Origin of the sequence: Nostoc sp. JL34 (genome assembly GCF_017114945.1) — a bacterium.
Classification (GTDB): domain Bacteria; phylum Cyanobacteriota; class Cyanobacteriia; order Cyanobacteriales; family Nostocaceae; genus Nostoc.
In genome coordinates this window covers 55,552-78,858 of sequence record NZ_JABXKQ010000042.1, presented here as the reverse complement: position 1 = coordinate 78,858, position 23,307 = coordinate 55,552, and the positions used below count along the sequence as shown (strand labels likewise).

The 23,307-nt window shown below is 40.4% G+C and carries 19 protein-coding genes; 6 read left to right on the top strand and 13 right to left on the bottom strand.

Annotated elements, in window-relative coordinates; translation table 11 throughout:
- Window positions 1–40 precede the first annotated feature (40 nt).
- The 11 genes from rfbC to HWQ44_RS07765 form a co-directional block, all read right to left on the bottom strand.
- Window positions 41–598 (bottom strand): dTDP-4-dehydrorhamnose 3,5-epimerase, encoded by a 558-nt coding sequence (gene rfbC, locus HWQ44_RS07815; protein WP_292717123.1) that lies wholly within the window; start codon window positions 596–598, stop codon window positions 41–43.
- 100 nt (window positions 599–698) lie between these two features.
- Complete coding sequence (locus tag HWQ44_RS07810; protein ID WP_292717120.1) at window positions 699–1,550, bottom strand: phytanoyl-CoA dioxygenase; 852 nt, start codon at window positions 1,548–1,550, stop codon at window positions 699–701.
- A gap of 50 nt (window positions 1,551–1,600) precedes the next feature.
- Window positions 1,601–2,608 carry a glycosyltransferase family 2 protein gene (locus tag HWQ44_RS07805; protein ID WP_292717117.1) on the bottom strand — a complete coding sequence of 336 codons (1,008 nt, stop codon included), beginning with the start codon at window positions 2,606–2,608 and terminating at the stop codon, window positions 1,601–1,603.
- An 88-nt stretch (window positions 2,609–2,696) separates the two neighbouring features.
- The gene (locus HWQ44_RS07800) at window positions 2,697–3,650 is read right to left on the bottom strand and encodes a glycosyltransferase family 2 protein (protein WP_292717114.1); all 954 of its coding nucleotides are present in this window, start codon (window positions 3,648–3,650) and stop codon (window positions 2,697–2,699) included.
- 255 nt (window positions 3,651–3,905) lie between these two features.
- Window positions 3,906–5,174: a class I SAM-dependent methyltransferase gene (locus tag HWQ44_RS07795; protein ID WP_292717112.1), complete on the bottom strand. Its 1,269-nt coding sequence runs from the start codon at window positions 5,172–5,174 to the stop codon at window positions 3,906–3,908.
- A 110-nt stretch (window positions 5,175–5,284) separates the two neighbouring features.
- Window positions 5,285–6,313: an NAD(P)-dependent oxidoreductase gene (locus HWQ44_RS07790; RefSeq protein WP_292717111.1), complete on the bottom strand. Its 1,029-nt coding sequence runs from the start codon at window positions 6,311–6,313 to the stop codon at window positions 5,285–5,287.
- A 454-nt stretch (window positions 6,314–6,767) separates the two neighbouring features.
- On the bottom strand, window positions 6,768–7,982 hold the full coding sequence (lhgO, locus tag HWQ44_RS07785; RefSeq protein ID WP_292717109.1) for an L-2-hydroxyglutarate oxidase: 1,215 nt from the start codon (window positions 7,980–7,982) through the stop codon (window positions 6,768–6,770).
- A gap of 179 nt (window positions 7,983–8,161) precedes the next feature.
- On the bottom strand, window positions 8,162–8,935 hold the full coding sequence (gene rfbF / locus HWQ44_RS07780) for a glucose-1-phosphate cytidylyltransferase (protein ID WP_292717108.1): 774 nt from the start codon (window positions 8,933–8,935) through the stop codon (window positions 8,162–8,164).
- Between the two features lie 466 nt (window positions 8,936–9,401).
- The gene (locus tag HWQ44_RS07775; RefSeq protein ID WP_292717106.1) at window positions 9,402–11,570 is read right to left on the bottom strand and encodes a tetratricopeptide repeat protein; all 2,169 of its coding nucleotides are present in this window, start codon (window positions 11,568–11,570) and stop codon (window positions 9,402–9,404) included.
- 57 nt (window positions 11,571–11,627) lie between these two features.
- Complete coding sequence (locus HWQ44_RS07770; RefSeq protein ID WP_292717105.1) at window positions 11,628–12,410, bottom strand: PP2C family serine/threonine-protein phosphatase; 783 nt, start codon at window positions 12,408–12,410, stop codon at window positions 11,628–11,630.
- Between the two features lie 49 nt (window positions 12,411–12,459).
- Window positions 12,460–13,134 carry a VWA domain-containing protein gene (locus tag HWQ44_RS07765; protein ID WP_069071187.1) on the bottom strand — a complete coding sequence of 225 codons (675 nt, stop codon included), beginning with the start codon at window positions 13,132–13,134 and terminating at the stop codon, window positions 12,460–12,462.
- A gap of 754 nt (window positions 13,135–13,888) precedes the next feature.
- On the opposite strand from HWQ44_RS07765, the gene HWQ44_RS07760 reads away from it, so the two are divergent.
- The 4 genes from HWQ44_RS07760 (at window position 13,889) to HWQ44_RS07745 (ending at window position 19,495) form a co-directional block, all read left to right on the top strand.
- Window positions 13,889–15,295, top strand: a complete 1,407-nt coding sequence (locus HWQ44_RS07760; RefSeq protein ID WP_292717103.1) for a response regulator — start codon at window positions 13,889–13,891, stop codon at window positions 15,293–15,295.
- 397 nt (window positions 15,296–15,692) lie between these two features.
- A complete protein-coding gene (gene pheT, locus HWQ44_RS07755) occupies window positions 15,693–18,143 on the top strand; it encodes a phenylalanine--tRNA ligase subunit beta (protein WP_292717101.1) in 2,451 nt (816 codons plus the stop codon).
- 105 nt (window positions 18,144–18,248) lie between these two features.
- On the top strand, window positions 18,249–18,518 hold the full coding sequence (locus tag HWQ44_RS07750) for a YciI family protein (protein WP_100898250.1): 270 nt from the start codon (window positions 18,249–18,251) through the stop codon (window positions 18,516–18,518).
- 182 nt (window positions 18,519–18,700) lie between these two features.
- Entirely contained in the window at window positions 18,701–19,495 is a 795-nt protein-coding gene (locus HWQ44_RS07745; protein WP_292717098.1) for a Tab2/Atab2 family RNA-binding protein, read from the top strand.
- A 485-nt stretch (window positions 19,496–19,980) separates the two neighbouring features.
- On the opposite strand, the gene HWQ44_RS07740 is transcribed toward HWQ44_RS07745, so the two are convergent.
- Complete coding sequence (locus HWQ44_RS07740) at window positions 19,981–20,265, bottom strand: DUF2470 domain-containing protein (RefSeq protein ID WP_292717096.1); 285 nt, start codon at window positions 20,263–20,265, stop codon at window positions 19,981–19,983.
- A gap of 287 nt (window positions 20,266–20,552) precedes the next feature.
- On the opposite strand from HWQ44_RS07740, the gene HWQ44_RS07735 reads away from it, so the two are divergent.
- Window positions 20,553–21,308, top strand: coding sequence for a metallophosphoesterase family protein (locus tag HWQ44_RS07735; RefSeq protein WP_292717094.1), 756 nt, complete (start codon window positions 20,553–20,555; stop codon window positions 21,306–21,308).
- Window positions 21,309–21,393: 85 nt separating this feature from the next.
- On the opposite strand, the gene HWQ44_RS07730 is transcribed toward HWQ44_RS07735, so the two are convergent.
- Window positions 21,394–22,257 carry a M48 family metallopeptidase gene (locus tag HWQ44_RS07730; RefSeq protein ID WP_292717092.1) on the bottom strand — a complete coding sequence of 288 codons (864 nt, stop codon included), beginning with the start codon at window positions 22,255–22,257 and terminating at the stop codon, window positions 21,394–21,396.
- 393 nt (window positions 22,258–22,650) lie between these two features.
- Between HWQ44_RS07730 and HWQ44_RS07725 the strand changes: the two genes are divergently transcribed.
- Window positions 22,651–23,184: a DUF4330 domain-containing protein gene (locus tag HWQ44_RS07725; RefSeq protein ID WP_292717090.1), complete on the top strand. Its 534-nt coding sequence runs from the start codon at window positions 22,651–22,653 to the stop codon at window positions 23,182–23,184.
- The last annotated feature ends 123 nt before the right edge of the window (window positions 23,185–23,307 follow it).

The following is a 23,307-nucleotide window of genomic DNA, read 5'->3' as shown; positions in this document are numbered from 1 at the left end:
CAACTGGCGTCGCAAAGAAGCGCAGAGAAAGAGCCTAAAGTTATCTGGAAGCTGCACCGCCAACAGTCATCATTCTCAACAAAGGCCAATTTAAATCTTTTTCGGAGATTTCAGTTACATCTAGAGGCCAATCAATGTTAAAGAATGAGTCGTCATAGCGTAAACCTCTCTCATACCCTGGCGTGTAAAATTCACCCACTTGATATACGACTTCAGTCTCATCTGTGAGTGCTTGATAGCCGTGAGCAAACATTTCTGGAACATACAAAGCGCGGCGGTTTTCTGGCGTTAGCTCTACACCAATGTGTGATAAAAAGCTGGGAGATTCAGGACGCATATCAATAATTACGTCATAAATTGCGCCTTTAGTACAGCGAATCAATTTCGTTTCTGCTGCTGGCAGAATTTGATAGTGCATTCCCCGGATAGTGCCTTTTTTGTAGTTAAAAGACAAGTTACATTGGGCAACTGTTGGCTTTAATCCGTGTGCTTCAAATTCTTGAGCGCAGAAAGACCGAGCAAAAAAACCACGGTGGTCTGGCTTTTCTTCTAAATCAATAATGAATGCGTCTTTGAGTGCGGTTTCGGTGAAAATCATGTGATTCTTTTGAGATGAATGTTGAGGACAGAAAGTACTTGCTAACTACTTAGTTTTGCAGCTGCTTTCGCTGCATTATGCTGTTGCTAACGAAAGGCTATTAAGTCGTAACTTTAACTGCATCTGATGAAGAACGTAACTCTGCTCTGGGATAAGTATCATCCCAGTATTGGGTGCAGAGGTCTGGTCGTTCGGGAGGGTTAGCGGTGTAACAAAAGAATAACGCTGACCGTTCTTCTGTGCGGACTGTGCCGTGATGTAAGGCATTTTTCGTATCTACAAGAATGACTGTACCTGCTGGGCCTGGGCAGGATTTCCAAGCTGATTTAGGGATGACTGGTTTTACTTCTTCGTCATCGATACCCATATAGCCTGACTTCCAAAGTTTGTAATAAAGTCGAAAATAATTCCAACTAAATAAGGAAGTTAAAGAGCGGGGAATGTATTCAAAAGGCCCAGTTTTTTCTTCTACATCATTTAAGTAAATAAAGATTTTGATAATCCGACGGTCTTCTGCATCACTATGCCATAACAGTGTCCCAAACTGATGTCTACTAGGAAAATCTTTGCGTAAATGTACACCATGAAAGGCAATAGGAAGACCGATATAATTTTCGATGATGTTGACCAGTCTTTTCTCTATCCCCCAGGCATAGAATTCTGGTAAACCTGTAACTGTGGAAATTTGCGGTAATTTTTCATCTAGATGGTCGTTATTGGGATTTTCCATCTGAGACAATTGATGGTAAGCAGCTTTGAGCAGTTCGGAGCTAGAATTTAACCCTAAATCTCCCAATGTTGTGACGCAAACGCCATCTTTTTTGAGAGCATTAAGGATCTTGCGATCGCCTCCTTCCAATGCTGTCAGATTTCTGCTATGCTTCCAACGAGCTACGTAATATTGCAAGTCAGAAGACAGTGTAACTATTTTGCGTTTGATTGCACTAAACATGTTGTACATCCCTTCTAGTTTTGATGTATATTTATCAGTGATTGAGTAGCTTAAGGCTTATAGCTCCGTATTTCTTGAGTAGACATTTCACTTGATTCTGCTAACCCAAATTCTTTAGAAACCATCACGTCAAAAGCACACAAACTCACTAAAGCCAAAAATGGAACTACTGTTTTGATAGCGGACATGGGCCATCTTCTTAAAGCTCCCAAGAAAACTTTCAAGTTGACTTCTTTACCATTCTGCAAAAGCATCCGCCTGCAAAACTGTTTAGAATATCCACTCTTCTCCAATTTCAAAATCACTTCGGGTATGTGTTTGTATTGCATTAACAGTGCAGACTTTGGTTCTTTCTGCCAATAACTCACACCAACAACACATTCTAAAAAAGTATCTTTAGTGACAATTACAGTGCCATTAGCAGCACAATAGCCGGCTAAATATGCTAATGATATCCAGTTATTTTCAGCATCTTGCCAATTTTGTAGAGCGCATTTCACTAAATCAGTGCGGTAGATTGTAGCAGTCAGAAAAATGACTGCACCGACACTTTTTGAGAAACAATGCTCAAATATAGCTTTACCATCACCATCACCATCTTCACTATCTATATCAAACCAGCGATTACCAATAATTGTGGGTGGATGAACTGGTTCACCAGTAATTTGGTTCCGACCAGAAAAGTTGAGAAATAATAATGATAAATTTTCATGTTGTCTGAGTTTACTGAGGACATAAGCAATGGCTCTATCTTGAATTGGGTCATCATCACCAATTGTCCAAACGTATTTGGTTGTTGTAGAATTTAGGCAATACATAATATTTTTAACGACGCCTAAATTCTTATAGTTTTTATTTGATTTGAATGTAATATTGCTAAGGGCTACTTGCCATTTCTGAATTACTTCCTGAGTATTATCTGTTGAACAATTATCAGAAACTAAAATTTCACAGTCATCTTCAAAACCTTTAATAGCTTGAGCTAGCCACGCTAACTGTTTATCAAGTAATTCAGCACGATTATAAGTGGGTATAGCAATGGTCAGTAATTTATGCATGGAAAGAAATAGTAGTTAATAAAATTGATATATGAGTGGTTTTCGTCAAAAACTAGTGTTAACAGAACTTAGCAATTAACACACTAAGTTACAAGCTATTCTCTAGCTGCTTGGGTGGAAAAAGAATTGCCCAAGCTGATATGCTCAACAAACGTAGATAAGGAATAAATATCTTGATTGTCAAAAAAGGCCAACGTTTTAAAGCACCTAATAATATTTTTAGGTCGGTTTTTTGTTGGAAATTCTGCCAAATCATTTCCTGACAAAATTTATGAGGATATCCTACCTTTAATAGTTTTATATAAACTTCAGGTATGTACGCATATCGCATTCTAAAGTTCCATGTTGGATCAAGATCCAAAAGACTAGCACCCATAGTACATTCTAAATAAGTGTCTTTAGTGACGATGACACTTCCATGAGCTGCACAAAACCCAGTCCAATATGCTTGAGATGCCCAATTACTAGTAGCAGATGGCCACTTTTTTAAAGCTTGTTGTACTAGATTTGTGCGATAGATTGCTGCTGATATAAAAAGTACACCACCAAAATTTTCGTTCAGATAACCTTGGAATACAGCTTTACCATCAACTCTTAGCTCATCATTATCACTATTTAACCAGCGTTCTACAACAAGTTGACCTGTTCGTTTTTGGCGACCGGAGAAATTTAAAAACATTAATGCCAAATTTGAATGTTTTTTTAGTGTTGTTAACACATAATCTAGAGTTCTCTCCTGAATTGGATCGTCATCACCAATTGTCCAAACATATTTACTGTTTGGGGCTTTTAAGCAACAAGCGATATTACCCATTACACCAATATTTTCACTATTTTTATTTGATGTAAATTTGACATTACTGAGAATTAGCTGCCACTTTTTAATTATTTCTTGGGTATTATCTGTAGAGCAATTATCAGAAATAAAGATTTCACAGTCAGACTCAAACCCTTTAATAGATTTAGCTAACCAGGTAAGTTGTTTATCTAAAAGCTGGGCACGATTAAATGTTGGAATGGCAATGGTCAGTAATTTATTCATATTAAGCTCATATCTGTAGTTAAGTAGGTAGTATAGGAATCCAGTTTGATTTCTGAAATAATTTAGGTATATAGAGTGTGTCTTTTCAAAAATCAAATAGGAACCCTATAACAGCAGCTTAGTAATTTAAAAGCTACTTTCCAGTTTATTTGTTTGCACTTTAACGACAAAAACTTTATAAGAAATACGCCTTTTAATTACTCAAAATACTTAAATTATTAGTAATAAGAGGCGTTTTTTGCTTATATTTAGTAATTACGATGCTATTAAAAGCCTATCCGGAATAGGACAGGGATAAATTTTTACTTCAGGAATTGGCACTACAAACTGTCCACCCCATTCGCCAATAAATGCCATTTGTTCCATAATTTCCTCCTTGAGATTCCAAGGTAAAATTAGGACATAATCTGGTTTGGTTTGGCGGATTTTATCTGGTTCAAAGATAGGAATATGAGTTCCAGGTAAAAATAAGCCTTGTTTGTAGGGATTGCAATCTACTGTGTAATCAATAAAATCTTTCCCAATTCCACAGTAATTGAGCAATGTGTTACCTTTAGCTGGTGCGCCATAGCCAGCGATTGATTTACCTTCTGCTTTAGCCGTCAAGAGAAAATTTAATAGCTTGTGCTTCGTTTCTTTGACTTTTTCGGCAAATGTAATGTAAGTCTCTATGCGATGCAGTCCAGCGGCAATTTCTTTTACTTTCAGATGCCTAACTCGTTCACTAATGCCAGGATTATCAGCGTAGTCATGTTTGGCATAAATTCTTAAAGAACCGCCATGAGTTGATAATTCTTCTACATCAAAAATTTGCAAATTGTGGGCTGCAAAAATCTTTTCTATAGTGAGGAATGAGAAGTAAGAAAAATGCTCGTGATAAATTGTGTCAAACTGATTTTTTTGAATGAGTTGTAAAATATGAGGAAACTCCATCGTCAAGATTCCATTATCTTTAAGAATGAGTTTCATTCCAGCGATGAAATCATTTAGATCCGGTACATGAGCTAAAACATTATTGCCTATCAAAAGGTCAGCCAGTTTTCCTTGTATCACGAGTTCTTTAGCAGTTTCAACTCCAAAAAACTTGTTGATACTAGGAATACCTCTACTTTCAGCAACTTTGGCAATATTTGCCGCTGGTTCTATTCCTAAAACTGGTATTCCTTTCTCTAAGAAATATTGCAGTAGGTAGCCGTCGTTGCTGGCAATTTCAATAACTTGATTATGATGATTAAAGCCAAACTTTTCTACCATCATATCGGTGTAAGTCTTGGCATGTTTTAGCCAACTTACTGAGTAGGAAGAAAAGTAAGCATAGTCACTGAAAATGTGATCTGGGGTTTCAAACTGTTCTAGTTGAACTAAGAGAGTATCTTCAGAGACATAAGCATGGAGAGGATAAAATTTTTCGGCATTATTTAGCTGTTCTGCCCTCAGGTAAGCATTGGCTAAAGGTGACATTCCTAGATCAATAAAGGTTTGGTGCAAGGGTTGACCACTAAAACGACATTTTGCGATCGCCATAAATTTCAACTCACTGATTGCAAATAATTTGATGGATGAAATAAGTCCGAATCAAATATTATTGATTCGGAAGCTTAGATTATTTTTTCGCTGCTGCTAGACGACTCTAGTTACTTTTTATTCCAAAAGAAATCTTTGTCAATTTGCTCTGTACGAATCAGATACTCTAGCTGTTTTAAGCGAGTAAATCCTCTAAACAAGAAGGTATCTTCAGCCATATGTATTTGATTGAATAAATCAAATAGCTGCTGGGCACCAAGTTGGGCATTCCAATCACATTTAAATCCGGGTAGGATTGTGTTGATTTTCTCGAAGGATACGCGATAGCTGCGGTTATCTGCGCCGTTGTCACCAAAGGACAATTTACAATCTGGGAAAACATCAGCAATAATTTCTGCGATTTCTTTAACGCGATAGTTATTTGCTGTATCTCCCACGTTGAAGATTTGGTTATGTACAATATCCCGTGGTGCTTCTAAAGTGCAGACTATTGCTTTGCAAATATCCAATGCGTGGACTAATGGCCGCCAAGGTGTACCATCACTAATCATTTTGATTTCTTTGCTAGTCCATGCCAAGCCTGCTAAGTTGTTTAAAACAATATCAAAGCGCATCCTGGGAGAAGCACCAAAGGCTGTAGCATTCCGCATAAAGGTGGGAGAGAAGTCATCATCAGCGAGTGGTTTGACATCTCTTTCTACGAGAGTTTTGCAGTCTGCGTAGGCTGTTTGGGGATTAATTGGCGATTCTTCTGTGACATCACCTGCGGTAGCAACACCGTAGACACTGCACGAAGACATATATACAAAACGACGCACACCCATAGCCTTAGCCAGACTAGCCAGACGAACTGAACCTACATGATTAATTTCGTAGGTAATATTGGGTGCTAATTGTCCGGCTGGGTCGTTGGAGAGTTCCGCCATGTGAACTATTGCTTCGACACCTTCCAAATCATCAGGGGTGATGTTACGGATATCTTTGTTGAGGGTTTTGGGTGTCACCCCACTAGCGTTATATAGCCAACCAACTTTATAGAAACCAGTATCTAGACCAATAACTTCATGTCCTCGTTCGATTAACAGAGGCGGTAATAACGAACCTAGATAGCCTTCTGTTCCAGTTACTAATATTTTCATTGTAGTTAATGCCTTTGTATTGATGAGTTAAATTCTTCGTTTAGTAGGGGCGCACAGATGTACGCCCTAAAGGGTGTTGCATCCAAGAGGGAACCACTATATTTTTCGTTTGTATGCAATAAACCTCACTTCCATTCCTCTTTCCTAAAAGGAGAGAGGCTTTGAATCTTACTCCCCAACGCTAGTAGGGAAGGGGTTGAGGGTTAGGTCATTGAACTCAACCCAGAAGCGCTATATATGACTTGGCTAACAGTCATTACGTAGTTACTAAAACCTTTGCAGGCTTACCCATTGGGTAGCAGCACTCTATAGCGGTTCTTAATTAGATGCACTACACTTTTATTTTGTGGGATGGGTATCTTACCCGTCTCTTGCATTTCCAGGCAGACAAAGATGCCCACTATACAAGATTCATGCCTTAATTCAGCAGTCCCGGAAATAATAACTAAGCTATCTATGCAGTGACTACACTATCTAGGTGCGAAAGTTGCGGAATTTCTGCCACAAGCGCTTTGCCGATTTCTAGAGAAGATGTAGCAGCAGGAGAAGGAGCATTGCAAACATGGATGGAGTTTTGACCAGAAACAATCAAAAAGTCGTCTACAAGCTTGCCATCGTTCATTAAGGCTTGAGCGCGGACTCCTGCATGGGTGGGAACTAAGTCTTCTGCTTGCACTTCGGGAATTAGTTTTTGCAAACTTCTGGTGAAGGCTGCTTTACTAAAGGAACGAATGATTTCTTGAATGCCTTCATCAGCGTGTTTGGCTGCCAATTTCCAGAAACCGGGATAAGTGATGACTTCCAGAAAATCCCGTAAGTCAAAGTCGGTTTTTTTGTAACCTTCGCGTTTGAGCGACAGAACGGCGTTTGGCCCTGCATGGACGCTACCATCAATCATCCGGGTAAAGTGGACACCCAAGAAGGGAAAATCTGGATTGGGAACTGGGTAAATTAGTGTCTTGACCAGATAGCGTTTTTCTGGTGTGAGTTCGTAATATTCTCCCCGGAATGGGACAATTTTTGCTTGGGGTTCAACTTGACCTAGTTTAGCGGTGCGATCGCTATGCAATCCAGTACAATTAATTACAAAGCGGGTTTCAAAGTTACCGCTGTTTGTTTGCAGTACCTGATTTTTACCACTAGGGGAGATTTTCAGAACTTTTGTATTGAGATGTAAATCTCCACCCTGCTGTTGAATTAGCTGGGCATATTTTAAACAAACTTGCTTGTAATTAACAATACCAGTTGAGAATACCCGAAGTCCACCTACACATTTTACGTGAGGTTCAATTTCCCTGACTTCTTCGGGGCTGATTCTCTTAACTTCTATGCCATTATCTAAGCCGCGTTTATAGAGATTTTCTAAACGTGGTAGTTCTTGTTCTTCTGTTGCAACAATTACCTTACCACAAACTTCATGGTCAATTCCATGTTCTTGGCAGAATTCTACCATTGAACGAGAACCATCACGGCAAAATTTAGCTTTGAAACTTCCGGGTTTGTAATAAATACCAGAATGAATCACCCCACTATTATTGCCGGTTTGATGAAATGCCCATTGGCTCTCTTTTTCTAGTACTAAAATACGCGCATTGGGATAGCGTTTTCCTAAAGCTAACGCTGTAGAGAGTCCAACTATTCCGCCACCTATAATCGCAAAATCATACATTAGTATTATCGCACTTCAAATTACAGTAAATCCATAAAGTTATTTGGGATTGGGTACTGGGTACTGGGTAATGGGTAAGAAAATATGAGTAAAATTTGGTTTGGATGTGAATCTTCATTCAAATCTTCCCAATACCTAGTCTCCAGTCCCCAATCCCCAGTCCCTAGTCCCCAGTCTCCTTACCATACTTTCCAAGGAGCTTGATTGTTCTTCCACAGCCCTTCAAGATAGTTTTTATCACGTAAAGTATCCATCGGCTGCCAAAACCCATCATGCTTGAAAGCAGATAGCTGTTCCATATCAGCTAGCTTTTCTAATGGCTCTTGCTCCCATACCGTAGAGTCATCGGCAATTAAGTTGATTACTTCTGGTTCTAACACAAAATAACCGCCATTAATCCAAGCTCCATCACCTTCAGGTTTTTCCCGAAAGCTGGTGATTTTAGTTTGCTCATATCCTAAGGAAATAGCACCAAAACGTCCGGCTGGTTGAACGGCTGTGAGTGTTCCTAAGCTATTTTGTTGTTTGTGAAAGTTAACTAGCTCGGTGATATTAATATTACTGACACCATCACCATAAGTAAAGCAAAAAGTCTCATTACCAAGATGTTCGCTGATTCGCTTTAAGCGTCCACCTGTCATTGTATTATCACCCGTATTTACTAAGGTGACACGCCAGGGTTCCGCATATCCAGAATGCACGTTCATCTGGTTAAAGCGCATGTCAAAGGTAACATCTGACATGTGTAAGAAGTAGTTAGCAAAATACTCTTTAATTATGTAACCTTTGTAACCACAACAAATGATGAAGTCATTAATGCCGTGGGCTGAGTAAGTTTTCATTATGTGCCAGAGAATTGGCTTACCACCAATTTCAACCATCGGCTTGGGTCTGATACTAGTTTCTTCACTGAGGCGTGTACCAAGACCTCCAGCCAAAATCACCGCTTTCATGCAATTACCTCGGAGATTTGTAGGGATATGATTATTTGACCGTGCCAATTTTAGATTTTGGATTTTGGTGAAGCCGTGAGGGCAGAGCAAATCTACTCATCCGCTCATGACGTTCGATGACTAATCCCAAAGACCCTTGCAGACTCGCTAACGCAAATCTAAAATCCAAAATCGATTAACTTTATCGACATGAAGAGGATGCACTTAGATGGAGAAAAATTTCTTTCTGATTTCTTTTTCTCCGTCAATAATCTAACTGTAATTTCCGGCAAAATTATGAAGGAAAGATAAATTAAAATCTTTTCTATATAAAAGCTGTATGAATATCTATAAATACAGAAATAAACTACTCAATAAAATAAAAATGTCACCCATAAAATAACTAGGATTAGCTGACGCTAACCCTAGTCAGGCTTGATTTTTCAATCAAAACCAATAATATCCAAGTAACAAAAATTACTTGTTTTTAGTTTGTTTTTTCCCCATTACTTGAGCCTTGGAATAAAGGGTCACATTTGTTTTCTACGACTACGCACATGTTACTGAGTGCTTGCTGATAATTATCCATGTCATCTTGCTCAAGAAAGATTTTGGCAGATGCCTGTATATCTTCGACAGCTTTCGTCTGGTTTTTGTTAGATTGACTACCGCCATATTGTGCCAGTTCATAGCGAACCATACCTCGTTTGAGATATGCTTTTGCTAGTCTGGGGCTTATGGTTAATGCTTGGTTAAAGTCAGCGATCGCTTGATTATATTCTTGCTCATAATTGCTGCTATATTGAGCAATTTGATAATAGACAACACCCCGCTGAAAATAAGCTTCTGCTTTCGATACATTAAGTTTTATTGCCTGAGTAAAATCTTTGATCGCTTTTTTATAATCTTGTTGAGATTCACCGCTGTATTTAGCCATTTGGGCGCGGACAATTCCCCGTCTGATATAAGCTTCAATTTCATTATTATCCAGACCGATGGCCCGATTATAGTCAGCGATCGCTAGGTTATACTCTGTATCAGGATCGTTGCTATATTCGGCAAGCATATAGCGGGCATTGCCCCGATTCACCAGGGCTTTAATTTGATTGGGCTTGATTTTGAGAGCTTGGCTATAATCTGTAACTGCTCCTTCGTAGTCTTTCAGGTTATAGCGGGCATTGCCACGATTTACAATCGCTCTGGCATGTGTAGGTTCTTGTTCAATTGCTTCGCTAAAATTGACAATTGCTTTGTCATATTCTCGGTCTTTGTAAGCAGTATAACCTTGCTGATAGTAATCAGCGAAGCTGAGTTTGTTATTAGTCTGCCGAGACTTCAATGTTTGTTGGGTGTAAGCATTTTGGGAAACCAACGGCTGAGTAAATTTAATCATTATGTCCGCATATCCCAATAAACCAAAACCCAACAAGCAACAAATAATCGGGTACAATTTTGACTTATTGGAAGGTTTATATGATGAACGACTGGGAGTCATTACTGGCTGCCAGTAATTAGCTAGGTGCGATGACATAGCCCGCTGTGGAAAACGCGGTGTCTGGGTGTAGTGCTTTCTCGGTTTGATTCGCGGTTGTAGATGTTCTCTAGCTTCTATAGCCCGATGTGATGGAAAGGGGTCGCGTCCACCTAATCGCACGGTCCGTTCACACCACGGACAGCTACGCATGTGGTTGTTGTAGCGATGCTGGGGATTTGTCGTGCAGGTAATTAAGGAATCTTCGGCTTCAGCTATTGCTGAGAGCCAAGTTTGGGCACTGGGACGCAGCTGTGGGTTATTGTGACCCTCTTCAAAACAACGGACAAATAGTTCTTGTAAGCTGGGATGGAGAATTTCCCAAGGCGGTGCAATGGGGGTCGGTAGGTAGGGTACGTAACGCTTTTCGCTGTAAGTGAAATGACCGGATGCAATGCGTGCTTCGTAAGGTGGTGGCTCAATAGCACCTTGAAATATTCCCGAAAATGGGTGCGTGCCTTCCATTAAGAGTTGAAATACCAGCACCGCTAACCCAAATAAATCGTGAGAGATTTCGCGATCGTGCTGGGCAAAAGTTTTATTCTGTAGTTCTGGTGGAGTAAACTCTGGTTTCCCCACTGGACAGCGATAAACAACATTGTTGTTTGGGTCGGTTACTTGGAAAGAGTCTGTGTCTATCAAAGTCACTAGTGCGGTGTCACTGACGAGGATATTAGACTCGTTCACATCACCAATACAATATCCACTAGCGTGTAAAGCTGCAAAAGCTGCCGCTAGGTTACGAGCCGTGCGGAGCAGGTACTGATAGTTGAATAGGGGGCAGTGTTGGCGACGGGTTCTGGGGTTGTAAAAGTCGATGATTGGACGCATCCCCTCAATCCGTGGCATCAAAAAGCCCAGAATGCTATTTTTGCCATCTGCCGCCCGCAATAAATCCTCTGGCCAAGCGATAGATATATGCCCCAAACTAGCCGTGGGATTTTCTGGCGGGTTGGCAAGCATTGCCTGAAGTTTATCAGCATGAGCAGTGGTTGGCTTGTGGTAAATTTTCGCCACCAAGTTGCTATCGGATGGCACTGTGTAAACACAAGCTTCACCGCCACGCCCCAAACTGACATTGAGGCTAAGGATTTCTTTTCTAGGGGAACAACGTAGTACCTGCATAATGAAATTACCGCTAACGGGAGTTATTGTAAGATGTCAAACCTGTAGATTTTTTGCTCATGAGTCGTTGAATGCGGCTATAATGAGTGTCAAATCATCATCAGTGCGTTGCGTAATCCGCTCAGAACGTAAAAATTTTACCAACTGCTCTTTCGCTTCTGTCTTATCTTCGGTATTGGCTACAAATTCAAACAGCGGAAAAAAGAAGGGTTTGTGAGGTTCGCCAACAACCATATTCAAAGCCAGCATTTGTAGTCCGTCGGTGATAATACCAACATTTACTATTTCTGTGCGCCACAATCTCATCTGCGCTGTATCTAAGGCACTAGGCGAAGTTAAAAAAGTGGTTTCGTTGATGTATTCACCGCTGTCAGGCATAGTCAGTGCCAGCAGGTTGCCCATACGATCTTTTGCCACTGCTAAACCATCACCTATCTGTACCACAGCTACAACTTCTGGTGTGGCCACCATGATAATTAAGGTAGTTGCTAAATCTTGAGGCTGTTTGTCAGAAGTAACCGCTTCAGCTTCCACAGCTTTTTTAGCCGCTAATATGGCATCATTTAAAAGCGATCGCACATAGGCATCATCAGTCAAACTTTTTCGGGTCAGTCCTTTAGTGGAAATGTCTTCTATTGCTGTTTCCACAGCAATCATCGCTCCCACTTTCCCAAGGCTAGCAGAACCAGCACCATCTGCTGCGGCCGCCACTAAAACATTATCTGACAATATCTGCCAGTGATGAGCATCCTGACATAACTGCTTGTTTTTTAAATGACTTGTACCACATACAGACGCAGCCACAATCCGCCATTGAGCAATCTGTTTTGATATATTCATAGGTTTTTTCCAGCAGCCAGCTGTGTAAACATCAAGCTGCAATTTTTAATTAAACAGTCCCCCAACCAATCGGCGGTAGTGCTACCTGTTCGTCTACCTGTGAATGAGAAACAGCTGACATACTAGTTGACAGCCAGACAAACATCTCGATAAAATTTAATCCCTTGAGCTTCAGGGGAGTCCGCACAGTTATCTGATTTAAACGCGTCATATTCGCATTCTCTACACCCACTGTAAAAAATGCTACGCGCTTATTTGCTTCATCTCCCTGTAGGCGCTGGGATGCTTGCTCTACCACATGATCTAACTCCCCTTGCGGTTCTCCATCAGTAATCATAAATACCCAAGGACGATAGTAAGCAATGCCATTGGCACGATACTGAGATTTCCGCTCTTGAATTATGTCCAAAGCTTTATGAATTCCTGCACCCATCGTAGTCAAGCCCTGTGCTGTCAAAATAGGCGGATTGAATTGATCGGCAGTCACAAAGTCTTGTACTACATTGATATTACTATCAAAAGTGACGATCGCTACTTCCACCCGTCTGGCGGCTAAGGAATTTTTGACTAATTCATCCTTCAAACTCAGTAAACCCTGATTTAAAGCCTCGATCGGATCTCCTTGCATCGACCCAGATGTATCTAGTAAAAGTACACAAGGACAACGTGGTTCTGGGTTCTCAGCAAATTCTACTACTTCATCAAGTCTTAATGTATCATGCATAACTTTTTGTGTTATGTTAAAGTTCAAAGCTTTATTTCCCTTTGCTCAGAGTATATAATTCCAGTCGCCGAGGCGACTATAGAATATAGTATCTAGTGATAGATGGTCTAATCTTTATTAAACAAATTATTTTCATGAAGTTCTCTATATATTTAAGATGAACTTGAGGACAGCTTAGTTTAGCAAAAAAGAGTTTAGCAAAATTCAGCATTACGTGTTGTAATGTATCTACCAAAAATTTATATCCATTAAACCTACAGTACAATAAATACGTAAACTTTCCTATATAACTTTTTAAAGATTTTATGTAGGAAAATAGTTCCTTTCTCGAAAAGTAATTAACCATAATTAAAATCATCAACTCTAGAAGCATACCAGTGTAACTGCGCCAACTTAGAATCCCATTTGGCTTTTTAAGTGAGTGGGCATAAATAAACGTCATCAATTAAGGTCTTTATACAAGAGTTGTCGGTAGTGAGTAAAGTTTAGAAGCAACTAACATCTACTGTTAGTCTAGTCATAATAAGTGTTTACCTTTATTCATACCCACCTACTTGTTTTTTGAGATAAATTAAGTAGAGCGTACCAAATGTAACAAATAGGTTATAAAACTTATAACTTTTAATATATATACATATTTTAAAAGAAATAGTTTGTGCGTAGAGAAATATTACAAAGAACAAAATACTTCATAGCTCATATTTTCAATCTACAAATGTTCGGTTGTTGATTCCGCAAAAAAAACTTGAAAAATATGAATAACTCAGGTGCATTCACTAAATTACGTCCTTTAAGTTTGTTAAGACAGTTATCCAATTGCTCCGATAGTACTTGTTTACAAGCATTGAGTAACTCCGTTATTTGGTCGATTTACTTAGAACAGGGCAAAATAACTTACGCTACCCATTCAGTGGAACCCTTTGATCGACTAGAACGCCATTTGCGTCGCCTCAGTTACCAAATTCCACTCCTTACTAGTGAGGTTCGTGTTCAAGTACGACTGATGTTTGAAGCTGACTCACACAGTCAGTTAATCGAAGATGACAGCAATTCGAGAATCCATCCTCCTGAATATCAAGCTATATCCTGGCTTGTTAGTCAACAACATTTACATTCTACACAAGCAGCAGTGCTAGTTCAGGAATTAGTTAAAGAGGTGATTGAATCATTTTTGCTCATCAAAGAAGGTACTTATGAATTAACAGAACCACTTGATAGAATGCCAAGAATTTGTAGGCTAGATGCAGAAAAAATTCTAGACCGTTGCCAAGTAAGATTACAGAATTGGCAGGCTTTTATTCCCCAAATCTCTTCTCCATATCAACGTCCATATCTGTTGATTAACAGTAAACTTGAGAACCAAGATTTACCAAACCTCCAGCCAGATTTAACTAACTGGATGAAGGGCTTTAGCCTATGTCATCTAGCTGCAATTTTGAATCAAGATGAGATCCAACTGGCTCGTAATTTATACCCTTATATCCTTAAGGGTGCAATTATTTTGCATGAACCCGATCCACCATTTGATAAATTACCAAAGATTTTTGAAGAGCGATGTCTACGACGGGCTACGCCTACGCTTTTCTCAAAATTGATTCCAGAGGTAGTTGACACCAAAGAAGAATTAAGTGTTACCGTCAACTCTTACCCAAATATTTCTGAAGAGAATATAGCTCCTGTTCAGCAATTACCACAGATTTCTACTCCTCCAAAAGAGAACTTTCAGGAACCAACAATATCAAATAACATAAATCCTGCTTCCCAAAGAGTAACGGCTGCTACTGTAACGGCACAAAAAGTCCACAAAATCGTTTCTGTAGATGATAGCCCCACCATTCTTAAAGAAATTAGTTATTTCTTAGAAAATGAAAATTTTTCTGTAGTGACTATTAACGATCCGGTGAAAGCCGTTTTGTCAATTATAAGGCACAAACCAGACTTAATTTTGCTGGATTTAAATATGTTAGGAATTGATGGTTATGAGTTGTGTCGAATTATCCGAAATAATCCCATATTTCAAAAGACTCCTATCATCTTTGTTACTGGTAGTAAAGGAATTGTAGACAAAGTAAAAGCGAAATTGGTCGGGGCATCTGGATATCTGACTAAACCGTTTACTCGCGCCGAATTACTGAAAATAGTCTTTATGCATTTGACTTAAATTAACCACCCCAATGAGTTTTTTATGCATATAGAAGCAGTTGAAGATAATCATAAATCTGAAGTTATGTCAAATTACCGTACTTTCTATCGTTTTCAATAATCTGCTCAAGTTCTTCTAGAGTGTGCAAAGAACTCATAAAAATTCTCCGTAGATTAGATGGAACAATGTTATCTGCATTCACAAGCTACATAAGTTTTAATCTAGAAGTGTTGCGGCTTACTAGGGGCGATCGCCAAAAATGTAAAGATAAAGTAAAAAAGCGATATTGTTCTGCCAGTCTAACGTAGTAGGATTGTTCAAGTGAAAGGGTACGCCTTGCGGGAAGAGTAGCTATCGATCGCTTCTTGCACCCTAAAATGAGAACAAAAGACGATTCCTAAAACAAGCACACTCCATGCGTATTTCTCTAAATTGGCTGCGCGAACTAGTAGAGATAAAACTTAGTCCAGAAGAATTAGCCGAAACCCTGACAATGGCGGGGTTTGAGGTTGAAGAAATTGAAGATCGGCGCACTTGGGCAAATGGCGTGGTTATAGGGAAAGTACTTGAGCGTCAACCCCATCCCAACGCCGATAAATTGAGTGTTTGCCAAGTGGATATCGGTGCAGATGAGATTTTAAATATTGTCTGTGGTGCTGCCAATGTGAAGGCAGATATCTATGTGCCAGTGGCAACTACGGGTACTTACTTACCCAATATCGATTTAAAAATTAAACCTGCAAAACTCCGTGGTGTCCCATCTCAGGGCATGATTTGTTCTTTAAAAGAACTTGGTTTGCCCACTGATGTCGATGGAATTCATATTTTTACCCAGGAAAATTTACCATTGGGTAGTGATGTGCGACCGTTGTTAGGTCTAGATGATGTAATTTTAGACCTAACCGCAACTGCCAATCGCGCTGATGCTCTGAGTATGGTAGGCGTAGCCAGAGAAGTAGCAGCTTTGACGGGTGGAAAGTTGAGCATTCCTGAACCTGGTGAAGTCTCTATTCCCAAAAATACCGGAAATTTAACTTTAAAAATTGCCGATACCCAAGCTTGTCCTGCATACATTGGTACGGTAATTGAACAGGTGCAAATTGCTCCATCTCCCGAATGGCTGCAACAGCGTTTGCGGGCGGCTGGGGTACGTCCCATCAGTAATGTAGTGGATATTACTAACTACGTTTTGTTGGAATGGGGACAACCACTGCACGCCTTTGATGGCGATCGCATACAATCTGTTGCAAGTAGCAAAAATTTAACCATCGGTGTTCGCTTCGCCAATAATGGAGAATCCCTGAAAACCTTAGATGGACAAACTCGCACCCTAGCATCCCAAAATTTGTTAATCACCGCTAACGACAAACCCGTTGCACTAGCGGGAGTTATGGGCGGGGAAGAAACAGAAGTCCATGAAGGGACTCAAAGCCTAGTTTTAGAAGCAGCTTTATTTGATTCCGTGGCAATTCGCCGTTCTTCCCGGAGTGTAGGGTTAAGAAGTGAGGCTTCTGGGAGATATGAACGGGGAGTTAACCGCGCTGAGTTGGAAATAGCTAATCGCCGCGCCTTATCTTTAATTAACGAATTAGCGAGTGGAATTATTGTCCAGCAGGAAATTGCCGACACCCGCCCCGATCCGTCTACCTGGAGTCGTTCCATCGAACTGCGTTTAGACCGAGTTAATCAAATACTGGGGCCAATCGAATTGGAAGAGGACGCAGGTGAACTCCAAGAACAAGATGTTGAGCGCATCTTGACTGCATTGGGATGTAAGTTAACTCCTTCAGGAGAAGATAGCAGCCATCAACCCACATGGTCTGTCTCTGTCCCACCCTATCGTTACCGCGATTTAGAGCGGGAAATTGATTTAATTGAAGAAATTGCCCGTCTCTATGGCTACAACAAATTCTGCGATACATTACCAGAAAAAGCGGAAGCTGGCTATTTGCCTTTAGATCAGGAACTAATTCGCAAGTTACGAGCTTTCCTGCGGGCTGAAGGATTGACAGAATTAATCCACTATTCTTTAGTCAAACCAGGAGAAGACAGAAACATAGTATTGTCAAACCCCTTATTTGTCGAATATTCAGCGCTGCGAACTGATTTGATATCTGGGTTAATTGATGCCTTTCAATACAATTTAGAGCAAGGTAATGGTGCCCTTAACGGCTTTGAAATCGGGCAAATTTTCTGGCAAGAAGAAGACGGTTTGCAAGAAACAGAAACCCTGGCGGGGATTGTGGGAGGGGATATTTCCCTTGGCAAATGGTCAAAAAGTGGACGCGAACAACCCATCACCTGGTTTGAAGCTAAAGGTATTTTAGAAAGTGTATTTCGGCAACTTAGCTTGCAGGTAGAATTTCAACCCGATCGCCGCGACGATCGCTTACATCCAGGACGTACCGCTTCCCTGTGGATTCGGGGTAGCAGACTGGGTATTTTTGGGCAACTCCATCCCCAATTGCGGCGAGAAAAAGGCTTACCAGATTCCGTTTATGTTTTTCAGTTGGATCTAGATGTGCTTTTAGATTCTCTAGAACAAGATGAGGTTCTCGTTCCAACATTCCAGCCCTATTCTACCTATCCAGCTAGCGATCGCGATATCGCCTTTTTCGCACCCGTAAAAATCTCAGTTACCGAAATTCAAAAAGTAATTACCAAAGCGGGCAAAGATTTGCTCGAATCGGTGGAATTATTTGATGAATATCGTGGCGAAAATGTCCCCGAAGGACAACGGAGTTTAGCATTTCGCTTAGTTTATCGGGCTAGCGATCGGACTCTTACTGAGGCAGAAGTACAACCAGTACACAATAAAGTCCGCGAAGCCTTGGTGGAAAAATTCGGCGTAAACCTCAGAAGTTAGTCATTTGTCATTCGCTAGGAGTGAGAAATTAATAATTCCTCACTCCCCTATGCACTGGCTGCAAAATCTAAAATCCAAAATCTAAAATCCAAAATAGTCTTAGCTATGCCTAAATATGTACTCTGGGGAACTTACTGCGAAGACGTTCTCGAAAAACGCGCCCCCCACCGTCAAGCTCATTTAGACGGATTAGCAAAACAGAAAGAATCCGGTGTGCTGATTACTATTGGCCCCACCAAGGATGTCACAAAAGTTTTTGGGATTTACGAAGCTGAAGACGAAGCCACTGTGCGCCAGTTGATTGAAAATGACCCTTACTGGAAAAATGGCATCTGGACTGAATATTCTGTCAAAGAATGGATTCAGGCTTTTTAAATTGGTGTTGGGTATGGGGAGATGAGCTTGGAGGTTGAGCCTTTGAACTTGAAACTTTCAGTTTTAACTCTCCCTCATCCTCCACTCTGCGGAAAGCTGAAGCTACATCTCCCTTTGTCTTTTTCTTCAATTTTGAATTTTGAATTTTGAATTTTGAATTGATTTCTCCCCACTCCCCACTTATGAAAATTTGGCAGGTTGATTTTTATCGTCGTCCCTTACAGGATACATCTGGACAAGTTTTATGGGAGTTGTTGATTTGTGACGCAACTCGCAGCTTTAAGTATGAAGCCACCTGTCTCCAGTCAGCAGCAAATTCTAATTGGGTTGCGACTCAACTTGAGCTAGCTGCTGGCGAAAAATTGCCAGATGTGATTCAGGTGTTTCGTCCTCAGTCTCTAAGTTTAATTGAGGCGGCTGGACGCCATTTAAGTATTAATGTCGAACCTACCCGCCACACCTTGGCGTTAAAGCAGTGGTTACAAGAAAAGCAATATCCCTCAGCGCTGGATAAACCACCCCCAGCGCCATTACCAGAAAACCTCTGGGGAGAACAGTGGCGTTTTGCAACTCTAGCTGCTAGTGATGTGGAAACAAGATTTAGCGATCGCCCTATTCCCATTTTGCACATCCCAGAACATCTTAAACCGATCAATTTGGGTTTGGCATCAACAGTTCCCGTTCCTGGTGTAGTAATTTATGGTGGACGGCAATCAATGCGTCTAGCACGGTGGTTGCAGCAAGCCCGTTCTGTAGCCTTGAACTATATTTCTGGCGCACCGGATGGCTTAATATTAGAAGCTGGCTTGGTGGATAGATGGATTGTTGCCACTTTTGAAGATCCAGAAGTTACAACAGCAGCCCAAGCATTTGAACAACGAAAACAGCAAAGTCGAGGATTGCATTTTTTGTTAGTTCAACCCGATGATTCTGGTATGACTTATAGCGGCTTTTGGTTATTGCGGTCAGAAAATTGATATTAATTACCAAAAACATGTGTCCGCCTAATTTCTGTAGTCAAAAAAATAGACTAAAGCGATTTCTGACTGCAAGACACTACATGTTTTCACTTTACTGTAATTTGTCTATATAGAATAGATGAGGTGTATGAGTTTAGTAAATTTTGGATGATGATAAAGTCATACTAAATAGTAATACTAAAAATTAATTATAGATACTCAAAGTCATAATTACCTTAATTGTTATGCCATTTCGCTCCGGAAGTAAACAAGCCTCCTACGTTGTGAATGTGAAAGCAACACCAAAGAATGGACTAGACCAAGACCGTTTTATTGATGTTAGGCTAATCTAATTCCCCCTATTCCTGAAAATAAATCCACAAACAGAATTTTATGCATAGAGATAAAAATAATTTTCAAATAAGTGAAATAAAAATTACTGTAGGGGCACAATATATTGTGCCCCTACGCGTGTAGTCTATTAAATTGAAAACCTATGTAACTTACTTAGCCTTCACCCGCGCCTGCTTCACCATCGCAATCAGAGTTTGATGGGCATCTTCCGCATCTGTTAATACATGATCAAACTGAATACGAACTGGTACAGTTTCCCCATTTACTTGCGCTGTTAAATCCATACCTTGTGCATCAATCGACAGCATTTCGGCTGCACTTGCATCTGTTACACCGCCAAAAGCTTTAGCATAAATAACTACAGCATCAGCATGATCATCATTCATGTGTTTGCAGATGCGCGAACTAATTTCAGTAGAGAAATCCTTTGACATTGTGAAGTTGAAAGTGATCAATATGGCAAGAGCCTAAATTTTCCGCTAAGTATATGAAATTCGCTGATATTTCAAATTAGCAAAAAAAGCTGGTCTGACGCCATCGCTATTATAAGTCATATCTGAAAAACAATTGCCGTTGTATATATTTGATAAGTTAAGTTTATGACTCGTACAACAATTAAATTAAAATAAACATTATCCAGTATTTTCACCTTTCATTGCGGAAAGCAGACAGCGTAAACTGTAGCAGAAGTATTAGCCAAAACTATTGCAGCTAAGAGACAATGAGCGAAATTAGCCCCAGACGAATTGTAATTGGGGATGTGCATGGACACTATGAAGGTTTAATGACATTGTTGGAGGCGATCGCCCCCACGTCAGATGATCAAATCTATTTTCTGGGAGACTTAATTGATCGCGGGCCTCATAGCGCACAAGTAGTTAATTTTGTCAAGCGAAATAACTACCCATGTTTGCTAGGAAATCATGAGCAGATGTTATTAAACATTCTGACCAATGAAAGGACTTCCTCTTCAACGATGCAAGCATGGCTGTATGGTGGAGGGCAAGCTACCGTGGCCAGTTACCAAGAGGCTCCAATTCCTGATGACCATCTGGATTGGTTAAAAACTTTACCTACATACCTTGACTTGGGAGACATTTGGTTAACTCATGCTGGTGTTGACCCTTCTAAGTCGGTGATAGAACAAACTGCCGATGAACTGTGCTGGATACGAGAGGAATTTCACAGCATTGAAAAACCCTACTTCCCAGATAAGCAAATTATCATCGGTCACACCATTACCTTTACCCTGCCGGGAGTTTCTCCTGGGAAACTGGCACAAGGACAGGGATGGCTAGACATAGATACTGGCGCTTATCATCCCCGTAGTGGCTGGTTGACTGGACTGGATGTCACAAATCATTTGGTTTATCAAGTTAATATCTTTAAAAACTATATCCGTACCTTGCCTTTAGAAGAGGTTGTAATTAACGTTGATCCAGCCAAAATCAAAGTCGATCGCCGCAATCAGAATTGAGCAATATTTGAGATGAGGGGGAGTGGGGAGAAATCAATTCAAAATTCAAGAACTTCTGCCTTCCCTTTCCCAATGCCCAATTCCCTCAAGACCCCGCTAATGCTCGAATATTAGCTTTATAACTAGCGTTATCCAAGCCATATTTTCCATTACTAGGTTGAGAGTTAATTGCCCGTCTGAGGGCATCAATGCGATCGCTAGTTCCGGGGTGTGTACTCAAAAATGTTGGAGCAGAACCACCCTTTTTTAGCAGTTTTTGCATAAAAGAAACCATCCCAGACTGGGCATAACCAGTACGTGTCAAGGTTCGTAGTCCTCTTTGATCAGCCTCAAATTCATTTTTACGACTGCGTGGCAAGTCTCGCGCTAACTGTACGCCAATTTGCACTGCTGAATTTCGATCTAAGCCAGCTGCTGTTAATAGACCACTTTCGAGGGCTTTTTGCTGCATCTGTTTGACTACGTGTTTCCCGCCAATGTGACCAATTTCATGGGCGAGTACACTTGCCAGTTCCGCTTCATTGTCTGCGGTTTTCAGCAAACCCGTGTGGACATATACATAGCCGCCCAAAGTTGCAAAGGCGTTAATAGCGTCATCCTGAACTATCTGGAAGGTATAGGGGAGATCGGGGCGATCGCTATTAGCTGCTAAACGCCGACCAACTTGATCTACATAACGATTAACTTCAGGATTGCGGTAAAGCCGGACTTGACTGCCGACTAATTCCTGATTAATCTGCTTACCGAGATCAACTTCTTGATTAGGAGATATATTAGAAAGCTGAAATGCCTGAAATCCTTGGAGTAAAAGAGGCAAGAAATCTAAAGTTCTTCCAGGCAAGGGTGTACTCAGGCACAGACTCAGGGCGACTACCACCGAAATTAGGGGATAATACCAGCGACGCCGCCATATACGGTAATTTGCAACAAAATCTTTCCAGTTGAACATAATAGGCTTTGAAGATTATTTCGGGAGAACATAAAATAATGAGACAAATTAGGAGACGGATTTAGAGTATTCTAAGTTGCATTCTTAACTCCAGACCAAAGGAGTTGTGATACAGATAATCCTTACGCAAATCTACCGAATTGCGGCGGGCTAGGGATTCTCTCTAGAGACAGGCTTAAACACTAGATTTTACTTTCTAGGTGCGTCAGTCTTAACAGGTAAAAGTTTGAGGGTTACCTACCTCGACTTGGAACTTACGAACTCGTGATAAACTGTCGCATAACCGCAACCCCCAGATATTTTGAGTTATTACCAAATAGGGAAAATTGCCGTTCCCATCGAAAACCTTCTTGCTACAATCAATTACTTCGCTATTACCTCGGAAAAGTTTTTATGGCTATTTTAGATTCAAAAGGTCGCTTGTTCGGCAAAATCAACCTCCTAGATTTAGGTGCTGCGCTGGTAATTCTGCTAGTTATATTTGGCATCTTTGTCTTTCCTGGCACTTCTGGTTCTGTTGCCCAAGTCGGTGCGAAAACAGTACCTATAGAAGTAGACTTAGTAGTTCGTGGTTTGAATGTCCGTGACCCGGAAAAATTAATTGACAACGGGTTAAAAAAAGGCGGGAAAACTAATGTGATTATCCGCAACCAACCTTATGGACAGATTGAAATTAAATCTGTTCAACAGCTACCCAGAACAGTAAATGTTTCTCAACCTGATGGGACTGTTAAAGAACTACCAGATCCAAAAGCCAACAACTATAGTACAGATTTACTTTTGACTTTAGATGGTAAAGCCCAAGTTACAGAAAATGGGCCAGTTCTGGGTAACAGTAAAGTGAAAATTGGGATGCCATTTGAGTTAGAAGGCTTTAACTACAACTTCAATGCAACTGTTATTGATATCAGATTGAAAGACAAATAGTATTATCACTTTTGTTAATAATATTTTCTTTTGCAATCCTATTTGATTTGTGAGAATTACAATCCGCAGATCCCCGACTTATTTCAAAAGTTGGGGATCTTGTTTATTACCAATGATTCAGGA